16 protein-coding genes and 1 pseudogene are annotated in these 11,960 nt (G+C 57.2%); 8 read left to right on the forward strand and 9 right to left on the reverse strand.

From position 1 onward, the window contains the following. Nucleotides 1-288, forward strand: a pseudogene (locus Q363_RS42310) (VWA domain-containing protein); the annotation flags it as partial. Between the two features lie 184 nt (nucleotides 289-472). Here the strand turns inward: Q363_RS42310 and Q363_RS26980 are convergent. Then, a complete protein-coding gene (locus Q363_RS26980; protein ID WP_035356921.1) occupies nucleotides 473-748 on the reverse strand; it encodes a metal/formaldehyde-sensitive transcriptional repressor in 276 nt (91 codons plus the stop codon). An 878-nt stretch (nucleotides 749-1,626) separates the two neighbouring features. Between Q363_RS26980 and Q363_RS26985 the strand changes: the two genes are divergently transcribed. Both Q363_RS26985 and Q363_RS46920 read left to right on the forward strand, forming a co-directional pair. Then, entirely contained in the window at nucleotides 1,627-2,514 is an 888-nt protein-coding gene (locus Q363_RS26985) for a TolC family protein (protein ID WP_035356922.1), read from the forward strand. Further along, complete coding sequence (locus Q363_RS46920; RefSeq protein WP_425387789.1) at nucleotides 2,469-2,600, forward strand: hypothetical protein; 132 nt, start codon at nucleotides 2,469-2,471, stop codon at nucleotides 2,598-2,600. Before Q363_RS26985 ends, Q363_RS46920 begins: the two co-directional genes overlap by 46 nt. A 607-nt stretch (nucleotides 2,601-3,207) precedes the next feature. Here the strand turns inward: Q363_RS46920 and Q363_RS46925 are convergent. Next, the gene (locus Q363_RS46925; RefSeq protein ID WP_425387790.1) at nucleotides 3,208-3,351 is read right to left on the reverse strand and encodes a hypothetical protein; all 144 of its coding nucleotides are present in this window, start codon (nucleotides 3,349-3,351) and stop codon (nucleotides 3,208-3,210) included. A gap of 32 nt (nucleotides 3,352-3,383) precedes the next feature. Between Q363_RS46925 and Q363_RS44795 the strand changes: the two genes are divergently transcribed. After that, nucleotides 3,384-3,530: a hypothetical protein gene (locus Q363_RS44795; RefSeq protein ID WP_245632500.1), complete on the forward strand. Its 147-nt coding sequence runs from the start codon at nucleotides 3,384-3,386 to the stop codon at nucleotides 3,528-3,530. Between the two features lie 107 nt (nucleotides 3,531-3,637). Here Q363_RS44795 and Q363_RS26990 read toward each other — a convergent pair whose 3' ends face one another. Together Q363_RS26990 and Q363_RS26995 are read right to left on the reverse strand one after the other, a co-directional pair. After that, complete coding sequence (locus tag Q363_RS26990) at nucleotides 3,638-4,162, reverse strand: hypothetical protein (RefSeq protein ID WP_035356923.1); 525 nt, start codon at nucleotides 4,160-4,162, stop codon at nucleotides 3,638-3,640. Between the two features lie 56 nt (nucleotides 4,163-4,218). Continuing rightward, the gene (locus Q363_RS26995) at nucleotides 4,219-5,145 is read right to left on the reverse strand and encodes an NmrA family NAD(P)-binding protein (RefSeq protein WP_035356924.1); all 927 of its coding nucleotides are present in this window, start codon (nucleotides 5,143-5,145) and stop codon (nucleotides 4,219-4,221) included. Between the two features lie 117 nt (nucleotides 5,146-5,262). Between Q363_RS26995 and Q363_RS27000 the strand changes: the two genes are divergently transcribed. Then, entirely contained in the window at nucleotides 5,263-5,838 is a 576-nt protein-coding gene (locus tag Q363_RS27000) for a TetR/AcrR family transcriptional regulator (protein ID WP_035356925.1), read from the forward strand. Between the two features lie 185 nt (nucleotides 5,839-6,023). Here Q363_RS27000 and Q363_RS27005 read toward each other — a convergent pair whose 3' ends face one another. The 5 genes from Q363_RS27005 to Q363_RS41300 are packed head-to-tail and all read right to left on the reverse strand — an operon-like array spanning nucleotide 6,024 to nucleotide 8,859. Further along, nucleotides 6,024-6,344, reverse strand: a complete 321-nt coding sequence (locus Q363_RS27005) for a hypothetical protein (RefSeq protein ID WP_051979393.1) — start codon at nucleotides 6,342-6,344, stop codon at nucleotides 6,024-6,026. Further along, nucleotides 6,341-6,910: a carboxymuconolactone decarboxylase family protein gene (locus Q363_RS27010; protein WP_035356926.1), complete on the reverse strand. Its 570-nt coding sequence runs from the start codon at nucleotides 6,908-6,910 to the stop codon at nucleotides 6,341-6,343. Before Q363_RS27010 ends, Q363_RS27005 begins: the two co-directional genes overlap by 4 nt. A 33-nt stretch (nucleotides 6,911-6,943) precedes the next feature. Then, complete coding sequence (locus Q363_RS27015) at nucleotides 6,944-7,513, reverse strand: carboxymuconolactone decarboxylase family protein (RefSeq protein ID WP_035356927.1); 570 nt, start codon at nucleotides 7,511-7,513, stop codon at nucleotides 6,944-6,946. Between the two features lie 15 nt (nucleotides 7,514-7,528). Then, complete coding sequence (locus tag Q363_RS27020; RefSeq protein WP_084080815.1) at nucleotides 7,529-8,710, reverse strand: APC family permease; 1,182 nt, start codon at nucleotides 8,708-8,710, stop codon at nucleotides 7,529-7,531. Continuing rightward, nucleotides 8,701-8,859 (reverse strand): hypothetical protein, encoded by a 159-nt coding sequence (locus tag Q363_RS41300; protein ID WP_157467651.1) that lies wholly within the window; start codon nucleotides 8,857-8,859, stop codon nucleotides 8,701-8,703. Before Q363_RS41300 ends, Q363_RS27020 begins: the two co-directional genes overlap by 10 nt. Before the next feature lie 384 nt (nucleotides 8,860-9,243). Here Q363_RS41300 and Q363_RS27025 point away from each other — a divergent pair, with 384 nt between their 5' ends. The 3 genes from Q363_RS27025 (at nucleotide 9,244) to Q363_RS27035 (ending at nucleotide 11,919) form a co-directional block, all read left to right on the forward strand. Then, nucleotides 9,244-9,612, forward strand: a complete 369-nt coding sequence (locus Q363_RS27025; protein WP_035356929.1) for a YciI family protein — start codon at nucleotides 9,244-9,246, stop codon at nucleotides 9,610-9,612. Beyond that, the gene (locus Q363_RS27030) at nucleotides 9,609-10,841 is read left to right on the forward strand and encodes an RNA polymerase sigma factor (protein ID WP_035356930.1); all 1,233 of its coding nucleotides are present in this window, start codon (nucleotides 9,609-9,611) and stop codon (nucleotides 10,839-10,841) included. The genes Q363_RS27025 and Q363_RS27030 overlap by 4 nt, the downstream gene beginning before the upstream one ends. A gap of 340 nt (nucleotides 10,842-11,181) precedes the next feature. After that, on the forward strand, nucleotides 11,182-11,919 hold the full coding sequence (locus tag Q363_RS27035; protein ID WP_035356931.1) for an SDR family NAD(P)-dependent oxidoreductase: 738 nt from the start codon (nucleotides 11,182-11,184) through the stop codon (nucleotides 11,917-11,919). The last annotated feature ends 41 nt before the right edge of the window (nucleotides 11,920-11,960 follow it).

The following is an 11,960-nucleotide window of genomic DNA, read 5'->3' on the forward strand; positions in this document are numbered from 1 at the left end:
TACGCCATCAGCACCAATATCAGCCCCAGCAAAAGCAAGGGAGACGAGGTCCTCCGCGTCATCTCCGAAGCCACCGGCGGTCAGGCCTTCTACCCCGTCCGCATCGAGGACGTAGCCGCCGGCTTCCACAAGATTGAAGAAGAGCTTCGGAGCCAATACTCTTTGATCTACCGCCCAGCGGCCTTCAAGAATGATGGTTCCTTCCGTACCATCTACCTTCAAACATTCGACCCTCGCTACAAGATCCGAGTTCACAAAGGGTATTTCGCTCCTCACTCCTCCGAATAACTTCCTGCCAAGCGGTCTCATCTCAGGCGCGTAGCGCACCGCATAAACGCTGGCGTTATAGGACAGGCGGGCTTTGCCGGAAGACCAACCGCGCTCGTATAGCTGCCACCAGACCCGGGACAAAACGCGGGGTCTAGTGGCAATACAGGCAAAATGAGAGTTTCGTGAGCGGCTGCGCCGGTTGCTACTTTAAATAAGCCCGAACTAGGTCAATCAAGTCTTCCGCAAGCTCGGTATGCGAAATGGAACTCTTTTCCGGTGTCAGGATGTGAAGGCGGATGTGGTCTTCCAACACTTCGGCCATCAGGCTATTAACGCCTCCGCGAACGTTGGCCAGCAGCATCAGAACATCCGCACAGTCATCCCCCGTGGACAAAGAACGCTCGATGGCGTCTACCTGCCCACGGATGCGCTTAATCCGTGCAACCAGTTTTTGTTTTTCCTTATCAATATGGGACATTTTTGGCTTGCCTATACCCTAGGGGGATATGTTATAAGAATCAAGGCGCTGGTTCAATCGGAATTTGAAATCAGCCGCAAAAATCTATGAATGTCGATATCTCGCTGGACCCTCCAGGATGGAGAAGCGTTTTTCCTGCACTGTGATGACCGGACCGGACGTCGTTCTGAAACTGATGACCTCCTGCTCGCTTCGCACAGTGTATGACATGCAACGAGTAAGTGAGCAGTTTTCGCCGACGAACGGCGGTTCTACCCACCCTCCTAAACAAAACCTGACCATGTATGGACGTGAACGCGGACCCTCAGTGTGTCCGCTTGCCCTTGCATTCGTCTGCAGAAGGAGGAAACCATGACCAAAGTTGTTCTCGTTTTTCCTGTTGTAACTCGTAGCTCGCTGTCGTGCGTGTGGATCATGACCACTGATCCGAAACGGCCGCTTGCTTGCACCTGGATCGACCATGCCGGTAACGCACCCCTCAATTGCGAAGACGCCGGCGCTGAACCCTATCGATTGTGCGCTTGAAATCGCGCGATCGAATTGCTTAAGCGCGCCGCCAATACACCCCTTGTGACAATGATGTAAAGACGCCATTGTAAATTTGGAAGTAAGGATCCTCCGGCAGAGCCGGAGGCTTTCGGTTGCTGGCCCCTCAAAGGGGCCTGATCGCAACCGGTGAAAAGCAAAAGCAACCGCAACAGCGTGAGGCTCGTTCGACAATGAGCTTCGACAAAACCAAAGCAACGACCGGGGGAATACTCCCGGAATTCTCAAAGTTTGACTGCCTCCCCGGCAGAGCCGGGGGAACTCCCGATTGATTAGCGGCTCGTTAGACGCCTCCCTTATCAGAACCAGAAGATTTCCTTGCGAAGTGAATTATGAACGAACGTTTTCGGAAATCCATTTATGCAATCGCGATCCTATTCGGATTCAGTTCGGGACTTCAGGGGCAACAGCCCGGAGACGTGCTGACCGTCGATCAGGCTGTCAACGAAGCCATTACGCATAACCTGGACTTCTTTGCGCAGAAGTATGACCTCAGCATCGCCGAGGCGCAGATCGTTACGGCCAAGCTTCGCCCTAATCCTTTACTCACTCTCGATGCCGACCATCTTGATCTTCTTGGCACCGGCTTCTCTTTATCTGCTCCTCCAGGCAAGATGCCGAACAACGGAGGACCGCAAGAATATGCCGGTCGCATTGACTATCTTTATGAGCGTGGCGGGAAGCGGCAAGCCCGCACCTTACTCGCAGTGGGAAGCCGTGATGTTACCCGTCTCGGGTTGGCGGATTCCGTTCGCGGTCTGATCCAGTCGGTACAGAGCGCCTATGTCGATGTTGTTTCCGCAAAAGATACCCTGAAACTTGCACAGGAGAACCGCCGCTACGACGATGCGTTGACCCATTTGCAGCAGGTTATGCGAATGTTCCCGAGCTTCGCGATCGATCACCAACGCCTGGCGCACCTGTACGCCTATCGCGGGGAGTTCGATAAGGCGATTGCCGAAGAGACCCAAGCGCGAATTCTGGCGGGCGAAGATCCTCGAAGCGTCGTCGAACTCGAAAACTCTCTCCACAAGGCGTTCGCGGCCCGAGACCGCGGGGCTATTGGGAAACGCTACTTAAACTCTCTGGACGAAGGAATAACCCTCCGGAAGCCTACACGACCACCGACGGCTTGGCTATCCTCTACGTTCGAGTCGGAGAGAAAGAAAAAGCGCTGGAGACGCTTGAGAAGGCTTACAAAGAGCGGCAGCTTCATATGACCGAGATTGCCATCGAGCCCACATTCGATACGCTTCGCTCCGAGCCGCGGTTTCAAACCCTTTTGCATCAAGTCGGACTGCGTTGAATCAAGGGGGTTCGATAGCACGTCTACCAGGTATCTGGTTGTAGCCGAGCGCGGCATTTCGAGTCGATGGACGACAGTTTCCGGATAGTCGGCAAACCGCACCTTACTCCCCTCAGCTCGAACCGGACATCGTCCTAACCCGACCGCAGTCTCCGGCGTGGATGATATTTTGCACACCTATCTGTGATCGCCGAAGGGTCCCTTTGATCCTTTTCTTTCTCGCCGAGGGAAGACCGACCAACGAGCAGATAGTGCTTAAGGAAAAGATCAGCGCTTCTGGAATTGGATCGCTTCGTTCTCAAGACCTAACTCTATCTTCGACGCACACCACTTCCAAAGTATGGCGCGATTCCACCGCGCTACTGGAGGTTGCCAGTGGACAGGACCGGGTCCAGGAGTGATATGGATACCAGACTCAGGGATAGATGCATCAGGAGTTGTAGATTGGCGGCATAGTGTTTTGCGTTGGAACCTTGGCGGAGTGCAGTACGCGCTCCGCCATTTGTTTACTAAGGGCTCTCCTGACACCGGCGCTTCTATATTTCTATTTGGAGGGTTACGAGACACCTTGATGAGACGTCGAACTGGGAAAGGCAAACGACATCCATCAGGTCAGCTCTGCACACCGTTGTAAGGCACTCTCGTTTGTTAGAAGTAAGTGGTAGCCCATTCCGTTGTGCGATCGCTTCTCGATCTCAATTATCCCCTCAGCCACAAATCGGTTGAGAGTACGCGATACGACCTCCCGCACTGACCCGATACGGGCCGCGAGCTGTTGATTCGATGCACGCGGATCGGTGGCTCGAGCGCAGCGGCGGTGGCCAGTTCGGCGGTGGCGAGGATGCCTCGCGTATGGAACTGGTCGAGTGGAGCGAGTTGAGCGACGGTCAACGTCTGCTCTTCGACGGTGATCGTCGCGAGCGCACTTGATCCGGTTGATGAGCTCCGTGGCGCTATAGTGCTCGCGCACTTTGGTGGTGGTATCGGTCATAACCTTTCTCCAAGGAGCGATTTTTGATGGGGGCGGTTGATCCGAGCTAGGCTGCGGCCGCATCACCGGCGAGTGCCGGAGCGGCCTTGGACTGAGGGCGCACCAGCCAGTAGAAAGCGACGAAATGCGTGATCATCAGCGCCGGCACGTAGATGACCGGGATTGCATATGCGGCTCCCAATTGACCCGCAAGCGCCGGAAGCCCTACACGGACGGCATGGTAATAGTCGAGGATGAGGTCGGCCGTCCCCACGAGATTGAAGGCGACGACGAACAGCCAAAAGATGGGACGTATCCTTACCGTGATAAGCGCCAGCATAGCCAGCACCCCCGTTGCCAGGTCCCAGTAGGCGGCGAACACGGCGAAGCCGGCAGGCAGATTGGGGCCCACCACTCCCGGAAGGATAAAAACGAGCCCGAAGAAGCGAAAGCTGTGCACAGTTGCGATGGCGCGTTGCGCATCAACCCGGTCCATCGACTTGAGCCTGGGCAGGACGTACACACCAAAGCAAAGCAGACACGCAACATAACCTAGAACGAGATGCAGTTGGAAGAGTGTTTGCGGCGACATTGGGCCTCCTGTTTAATGGGATGGTATATATCATCCCATGCATTCATAAAGCAACCTCATTGACCTGCAGGGCCGATAGACTTGGCGTTCGCTAGGAAGAACTCTTCCAACGTTTGTGGAGTTCGGCCAGTAACCACACAAATGGCATCGGTAGCTTGGAAGTGTTCCTCACCTTTCCGGAAGTACTGCCAAAGATGGGTCAGATGATCGAGCGCATGAGGATTGATTCGCTCCTTCACTGCCTCAGCCCACTGCTCGTCAGTAATTGGCACATATCGAATCTCCCGCCCGATTGCCCTCCCCAGAGTTTCAACGATTTCCCGCACTGTTGGAGTTTCGCTCACCAGAGGGTATACATCCTCGGACGGCACGCCGGAGCCAGCGAGAAGAGTTGCGGCTACGCGGGATACGTCTTCCGCACCGGTGAGAGGAATGACGGTCTTGTCATCGCCCCACGGCAGGAATGCGGCATTTTGCTCGGCCACGCTCCGGCTGACCAGAGCGCGTACATTTTCGAAATAAGGCGCCGCTTGAAGATGAACGGCCCCAACCTGCGCCCAGTCGAAGATACGATCGGCCAGCCGATGCTGCAGATTTCGAAATGAGGGAGCGCGTTGGAGACCGCGAAACGCGGGATCACCAGGCGTACCCTGAAACTGCGAATTGTTCACCACAAGTTCCAGTCCCGCATCGCGAGCCGCTGCAGCAAAGATGGTCACTGCCTCAAGCAGCCCATCAGCCACCGGATAGGTAAAGTAAGCACGCTTCACTTCTTTCATTGCCGCCTGGACTGAGGCTGGGCTGAGGAGATCGCCCTCGATGATTTCCGCCCCTTGCTGGCGGAGTTCATCGGACCGGGCATCGAGTTTATGGACGAAGGCGCGAACGGAAATGCCCTGCTTGAGCAGGAGACCCGCGACGAGGCGTCCGGTTGATCCCTGCGGACCGCCGGCTGCGCCTGTGATCAGAATCGGCTGAGACATTGGAAGTTCTCCTTTCTCGCATAGGATGATGTACATCATCTACTGGATTCGAACTTTCTTTAGAACCGCCGCGGCTGGTTGCATCGTGGGATGATCCCGAGCATCCTATAATTGAGCATGCGTTACCGGCCCGAACACAAAGCCGAAGTCCATCAGAAGATTGTGAAAGACGCCTCGCGACGCGTACGCACCGAGGGTCTGAACGGCGCAGCGGTTGCAGCGGTTATGCGCGACACCGGTCTGACGCACGGAGGATTTTACAAACACTTCGGAAACAAGGACGAGCTGCTCCTGGAGTCACTCCGTGAGGCTTTCCGAGAGATCGTCGACAACCTGGCTCATGCGGCCGAACAGTCGCACCCCGAGACAGCGTGGAAGGCGATTGTGAAGGCCTACCTAAGCCCGGAATACTGCGATCACCCTGAGCGCGGCTGCCCGCTGACGACACTTGCTCCCGAACTGGCGCGGGTCGACAAGAGGATGAGGGGAGAGATCCTTGCCGAGCTCGTGAACTACAAGGATCGAATGCTTCCCTTTATGCCGGGCCGGCGAGCTGTAGACAAAGAGCGCTCCTTCTTTTCGATGTTTTCAACGATGATCGGGGCAATTGAAATCGCTCGCCTGCTGCCAGAGCCCGGGATGCGAGAGAAAGTGCTGGCGAGCGCAAGAGATTTTCTCTTGCGCAACTTCTGATTTTGGGGTCAAGAAAACTCCGTTCTCGGATCGGCAATTCTCACCCAATCCGATAACTCAGAGTTGCCCGTGTTCCAGGCGCAACGGTCGTGAATTCGACCAATGATCGCAAAACAATTCCGCTCTCCTTCCAATAGTTACTTAGAGATTTTGTCGATCACTAGACCGTGCGAACCATTGCGAACCTAGTCTTTTCCGGTGACCGTGACCCGTTCGCCTGCAAAGGGCATCAGCCTGGGATTCTGGGAAGAGGAGGGCGTGTTGCCATCAATGGGCATGAAGATGGTGCCATCATCCCGGAGGATGACCAGTGGCGAGCCGTTTTTTGCGCAGGCCTTGGCGCAAGCGGGGCCGATTGGTTTATCGAGACCCTTCGTATAGGCACATGCTGAGTCAATCACCCAGCCTGAGACCGTGATGTTGCTGCCGAGGTCCGCTGCTGCCATTGCGAAGCATGACAGGGTCAGGAATGTTGATGCGAGGAGCTTGCACGGTGCAGTGATCATTTTGTGGCCTCCAGAGCAGGAGCTGAGGTTGACGGCGTGAGGTACCCGTGGGTGGCGAGATGCTCACCCATGCCGGAATACATGGCTGGATCACGAGGCTGCCATGTGGCAAGACCATCGACGTAGCGGTTATACATGCAGAAGGCGGCAGCAATGAGGACGGTATCGTGGATCTCAAGATCAGTTGCGCCCTGTAGACGGGCCTTCTCCACAGTTTCAGCAGAGACAGTCTTGCCGCTCTGTTGCACCTGACCAGCAATCATGAGGAGCGCTTTGAGCTTCTCCGAGACACCGGCATGAAGAAAGTCACGCTTCACTTGTTCCACGAGGTCTGAATTCTTGCCCAGGTGGGCGGCTGCAGCGGCTCCGTGGCTGGCTTGGCAAAAATAACAGTCGTTCTGGCTCGACACATAGGTCGCGATTAGTTCACGTTCTCCTGGTGTCAGAGTGCTGGGGCCATGAAGAAGAGTGTGCGCCAGTTCGCGCATTGGCTTTGCCGTTTCGGGTCGAAAGGCGAAGCCGCTGGTGATGCCCGGCAGACCTTCAGGAAGAGATATATGTGGCATGGTTTTTGTCCTCGGAACTCGTTGATGTTGTCTTCAGTCGGCGATTTCGGCAGGGAGATACTCTTTGCTGATGTTGATGTATCCCTCGCGAGCGATACGCTTGCCTCGTTCACGATACATCGCTTCGTCTCGTGGCTGGGTTGTGGCAAGGCCGTCAACATAGCGGTTGAACATGCAGAACGCCGCTGCGATGAGCACTGTGTCATGAATCTCGAGATCGGTTGCGCCCATGTCGCGAGCGCGCGCGACCGCCTCTGTCGTCACTTGCTTGCCACCCCTCTGTACCTGGCCTGCGATAACCAGCAGCGCCTTCAATTTCCCTGAAATCTCAGCATGCTCGAAGTCGTGTTTCACCTTCTTCACAACGGCTTCATCGTCACCCAGGCTGGCGGCTGCAATTGCGCCGTGGATGGTCTGGCAGTAGTAGCAATCGTTCTCCGACGACACGTACGTCGCAATCAGCTCGCGTTCTCCGGCCGTCAGGGAATTAGGTCCGTGAAGCAGTATCTCGACCAGATCATTGAGAGGCCTGGCGGTCTCAGGCCGGTAGGCCATCGCGCCTCGGATGCCGGGTAGCCCTTCAGGCAGTTGAATGTGGGGCATGAGTGATGACTCCTTTCAGATAAGGGGTTGTTCGGTGACATTTGGCATAGCAATCTGAGGTGTAGAGAAGAAGAAACGCCGAACGGGATCCCCGCACAGAACAGCAAGCAGACCCAACAGAGCGGGAACGGGATCATGCATCAGGATCAGAAGATTGATCAGGGTACAGCCCAGAAGAAACAGTATGGGAGCGGCAGGATACCACCAGCGCATCACAGGCTCTTTGAGCCGGAAGAGTGACGCGGCAGAGAGGGCAAGGAAGCAGATTGCCGAGAAGATGATGAAGGAGAGGATTCGATCGAAGGCTCCAAAGCAGAGAACGAGCAGGGCCAGCCCGGTCTGCAGTAGAACTGCATTGGCCGGGGTGCCGAAGCGAGAGTGGAGTCGCCCGAAGGCCGGAAAGAATGCGCCATCTTTCGCCATCGCATAGTAAAGCCGCGGCGCCGCCATCGTGAGTGCCATCAGCCCTCCAAGCACCGAGAACAGGACGCAGGCTGAGAGGACTTTTCCGCCGACACTGCCGAAGAGAGCTTCGCCGAACTGCGCTACGAAAGCAGTGTTCGAGACGATGCGTTCGACTGGTACAACGGAGAGGAAGGCGAAACTCACCAGCAGGTAGACAGCGGTCACAATCAGCACACCCAGAGTGAAGGCCAGGGGAAGCGTACGGCGCGGATTCCGTACCTCGCCGGCAACCTTGCCTGCCTCCCACCATCCGCCAAAGCTGAAGAAGGCACTGACGGTTGCGCCAGCGATGGCAGCAAAGATGGGTTCGGATCCGCTGCGGCGCTGTGTCAGAGGCATCAGGTTTGCCGCGGTTGCGTGGCCGGAGGCCCACGCCCAGGTCACCAGGCACAAAAGCACAGCAATCTTCAGCACGTTTGCCACTGACATCATCCGCCGGCTGAGCCGAGTGCCTGCATAATTCAGCAATGCCAGCCCCGCAAGTATGACTGCCGGAATCCATAAACGCGCTTGCGGCGACACACCAAGGAGCGAGAGAACATAAGGGCTGGCGCCCATCGCGAGCGCCGCGGCAAGGCCCGGATCCATAACGGCAACCGACATCCATCCATAGAGAAAAGCCACGCGGCTGCCATACCCTTCGCGGAGATACACGTACTCTCCACCGGCGCGAGGGAACCGCACCGCCAGCTCCGAGTAGCAGAGGGCTCCGCACATTGCTATCAGACCCATCCCACACCACACCACACCGCGGTCAGCAGCAACGGTGATCCCAATGACTTCGCCATGGCTGCAGGTGTCAGGAAGATGCCGAGCGCGATCGACTCGCCCGTTACGACGGCGATTGTAGCCGCCAACCCCAGCTGCCTATGCTGTTCCATTGAGGCAACATCCTACGCCGAGCCTCTCACATTCAGCATCCACCAAAAGGCTGAGATGGACAGGTTGGTGAAAGAAGAACTCCAATCTGCTCTTTGGATCACAGCGAAAACCCTGGTCGGATCAGTCGCAGCACATTAAGCAATCCTGGATCTACAAAAGATGTTCTTATGGTCACTAACTCCCGGTTGGTCGGCAACCCTTCCCTGGGATTACTTCAGGGTTGCCCGTGATACGGGCAGAACCCACGACGGCATCCGTCAATTCGCTTATGGCTGCTTGAAATTCCGGTAGATTTTCTGAAATCTGTCGAACAGGCCGCCGCCCGTCCGTCATACGTACAGGCGCACAAAGGCGCTCACAATGGTTCCTAAAGGAGAAAAGTGATGCAATTCGCCCTGCTGATCTTCGAATCACCGGAAGCTTTCGCGGCACGGAATAACGACGACACCGACCCCTACCTCGGTGCGTGGCGGGCGTACTACAAGGCACTCGTAGAAGCCGGCATCTTCGTCGATGGCAATCCACTTCAAAGTCCGGAGACTGGGACCACGGTGCGGCTTCAGGAAGGAAAGCGGCTTGTACAGGATGGCCCCATCGCGGATACGAAGGAGCAACTGGGAGGATTCACAATCCTGGAACTTCCCTCCCTTGACGCGGCGCTCGATTGGGCAGCGCGCTGCCCGGCCGCCTCGGCCGGTGCTGTGGAGGTCCGTCCCCTTGCAGTTGAATACAGGCGCCGGGTTACAGGATGAGTGAAAGCGGCCATGAGAGCACACACCGGACAATCGAGCGGGTAGCTCGCGAGTCATACGGTCGCCTCGTGGCATACCTTTCCTCGCACACGCGCGACGTGGCCAGCGCGGAGGACGCCCTTAGTAATGCGTTGGTAAAAGCACTCACGACTTGGCCGCGAGACGGCGTGCCACAGAATCCAGAGGCCTGGCTGCTGACGTCGGCGCGCCACTCGCTTATCGACCTTGTGCGGCATCAGCAGGTAGCTGTTGCGAGCGAGCCCACGCTCCTGCTCCTCAGAGAGGAGCTCGAGGAGGCGATCTTGTCGGCGGAGTTTCCAGATGAAAGGTTGAAACTGCTGTTCGTATGTGCTCATCCGGCAATCGATCCGGCGATGCACACGCCGCTCATGCTCCAGACCGTTCTGGGCCTTGATGCCGCGCGCATTGCCCATGCCTTCCTGGTTTCACCCAAGACGATGGGGCAGCGCCTGGTGCGTGCCAAGACGAAGATCCGCGACGCGGGTATTCAATTCGAAGTCCCGCAAGAGCGTGAACTGCCGCAGCGGCTCGACGCCGTCCTTGAAGCCATATATGCCGCCTTCGGAATCGGCTGGGATGACATGGCGGGTGTTGACCAGCGCGGACGGGATCTGGCCGAGGAGGCGATCTGGCTTGCGCGGGTCCTTCTACAGCTCATGCCCAGGGAAGCCGAGGTTCGCGGTCTGCTGGCTCTCATGCTCTACTGCGAAGCCCGCAGAGCGGCGCGGCGGGGACCGGAGGGACGGTATGTCCCTCTCTCAGAGCAGAATCCCCGGCAGTGGTCTCTGCTCTTTATCGAAGAGGCGGAACGCCATCTCGCCGAAGCATCCAGCCGCGGCAAAACCGGACGGTTTCAACTCGAAGCCGCAATTCAGTCGGTACACGCTGAGCGGGCACGCAGCGGCAAGACCGAGTGGGTTGCGATCATGCTGTTCTACGAACATCTGGTCCGGATATCGCCGGCGCTCGGCACGCAAACCGGATACGCCGCGGCAGTAGCCGAAGCAAAGGGACCTGAAGCAGGGCTGGCGGTACTGGACACGATCGATCCCGAATCTGTCTCGGGCTATCAGCCCTACTGGGCGGTTCGCGCTCACCTCCTGCAACAGCTAGGGAAGACATCTGAAGCCGCGGATGCCTTCGACCGGGCGATTGGTCTAGCCGAGGACCCGGCAGTGAGGCAGTTCCTGCTCCAGAAGCGTGGCTGATTTTTCCTAGATGAATATCAAGCTTGCTCCGGCGGGCGTCTTGGAGCGAAACCATTGGAGCGAGAACCTGGGGTTGCTTTGATCAGGGCACGACTTTAGTCGTGCGCAAATGCGGCAGAATCAACGCGGCTTTAGCTGCTGCGTAATGGCTTGTTCTCTACAATCACCTCGCCTGGCCCCCACACAGGATCGCCAAGATTGATTTCATCTTTCTTATTTCCCTCTGTCGAAATCGACTCTCGTCATCCGTCACTTCTATAGAGGCAGCCTGGCGGTCACGCTTCGCTGCCTGAAGCGTCCACCGTACGTGGACAGTGAGCATTGATTGAAAGGAGAGTGTATGACAATCGCAGACAAAACAGTTTTGGTCACCGGGGCCAATCGCGGTATAGGACAGGCGCTGGTCGAGGAAGCATTGAGGAGAGGCGCGAAGCGGGTGTATGCCGGTACGCGCCAGCCCCTAACTCACCCGGATGGGCGCGTCACGCCCTTGACCCTGGACGTGACCAGCGCCGCGCAGATTCAGGGAGTTGCCGAGAGAGTCGAATCTCTCGATATCCTCATCAATAACGCCGGCCTGGCGCTCTACGATGACTTGAGCGATCGTGCCGCGCTCGAACGGCACCTCGCCGTCAATCTCTTTGGCACGTATGGCGTGACCCAGGCTTTGCTGCCGCAGCTGACTCGTTCCCGAGGAGCCATCGTCAACGTTCTGTCGGTGGCGGCCTTAGCTGCCCTGCCGATCATCCCGGCCTACTCGATCTCAAAGGCCGCTGCTTTCTCCCTGACACAGTCGCTGCGCGCTCTTTTGGCTGGCCGGGGTGTGAAGGTACATGCCGTCCTGGCCGGTCCTGTGGACACGGATATGTCCCGAGGCTTCGACGCACCAAAGGCCTCTCCGGAGTCCGTTGCGCGAGCCATCTTCGACGGAGTAGACAAAGGGGAGGAAGACATCTTCCCGGATCCCATGTCGGAGTCCATGGCGGAGAGCTGGCGCAGCGGTGCGGTCAAGGCGACCGAGCGCCAGTTTGCGGCGTTCGTAGCACCAACGCCCGTCGCCTCGCCAACCGGGAGATGAACGATGTGTCCATTCTGTTTGGCAGCCATGGGGCTGATCGT

Origin of the sequence: Edaphobacter aggregans DSM 19364, from assembly GCF_000745965.1 — a bacterium.
GTDB classification, from domain to species: domain Bacteria; phylum Acidobacteriota; class Terriglobia; order Terriglobales; family Acidobacteriaceae; genus Edaphobacter; species Edaphobacter aggregans.

What these genes read in the sequence shown, in the direction of transcription:
- Q363_RS26980 (WP_035356921.1), bottom strand. Translation starts at nt 748, where the DNA reads ATGTCCCATATTGATAAGGAAAAACAAAAACTGGTTGCACGGATTAAG.
- Q363_RS26985 (WP_035356922.1), top strand. Translation starts at nt 1,627, where the DNA reads ATGAACGAACGTTTTCGGAAATCCATTTATGCAATCGCGATCCTATTC.
- Q363_RS44795 (WP_245632500.1), top strand. Translation starts at nt 3,384, where the DNA reads ATGCACGCGGATCGGTGGCTCGAGCGCAGCGGCGGTGGCCAGTTCGGC.
- Q363_RS26990 (WP_035356923.1), bottom strand. Translation starts at nt 4,162, where the DNA reads ATGTCGCCGCAAACACTCTTCCAACTGCATCTCGTTCTAGGTTATGTT.
- Q363_RS26995 (WP_035356924.1), bottom strand. Translation starts at nt 5,145, where the DNA reads ATGTCTCAGCCGATTCTGATCACAGGCGCAGCCGGCGGTCCGCAGGGA.
- Q363_RS27000 (WP_035356925.1), top strand. Translation starts at nt 5,263, where the DNA reads ATGCGTTACCGGCCCGAACACAAAGCCGAAGTCCATCAGAAGATTGTG.
- Q363_RS27005 (WP_051979393.1), bottom strand. Translation starts at nt 6,344, where the DNA reads ATGATCACTGCACCGTGCAAGCTCCTCGCATCAACATTCCTGACCCTG.
- Q363_RS27010 (WP_035356926.1), bottom strand. Translation starts at nt 6,910, where the DNA reads ATGCCACATATATCTCTTCCTGAAGGTCTGCCGGGCATCACCAGCGGC.
- Q363_RS27015 (WP_035356927.1), bottom strand. Translation starts at nt 7,513, where the DNA reads ATGCCCCACATTCAACTGCCTGAAGGGCTACCCGGCATCCGAGGCGCG.
- Q363_RS27020 (WP_084080815.1), bottom strand. Translation starts at nt 8,710, where the DNA reads ATGGGTCTGATAGCAATGTGCGGAGCCCTCTGCTACTCGGAGCTGGCG.
- Q363_RS41300 (WP_157467651.1), bottom strand. Translation starts at nt 8,859, where the DNA reads ATGGAACAGCATAGGCAGCTGGGGTTGGCGGCTACAATCGCCGTCGTA.
- Q363_RS27025 (WP_035356929.1), top strand. Translation starts at nt 9,244, where the DNA reads ATGCAATTCGCCCTGCTGATCTTCGAATCACCGGAAGCTTTCGCGGCA.
- Q363_RS27030 (WP_035356930.1), top strand. Translation starts at nt 9,609, where the DNA reads ATGAGTGAAAGCGGCCATGAGAGCACACACCGGACAATCGAGCGGGTA.
- Q363_RS27035 (WP_035356931.1), top strand. Translation starts at nt 11,182, where the DNA reads ATGACAATCGCAGACAAAACAGTTTTGGTCACCGGGGCCAATCGCGGT.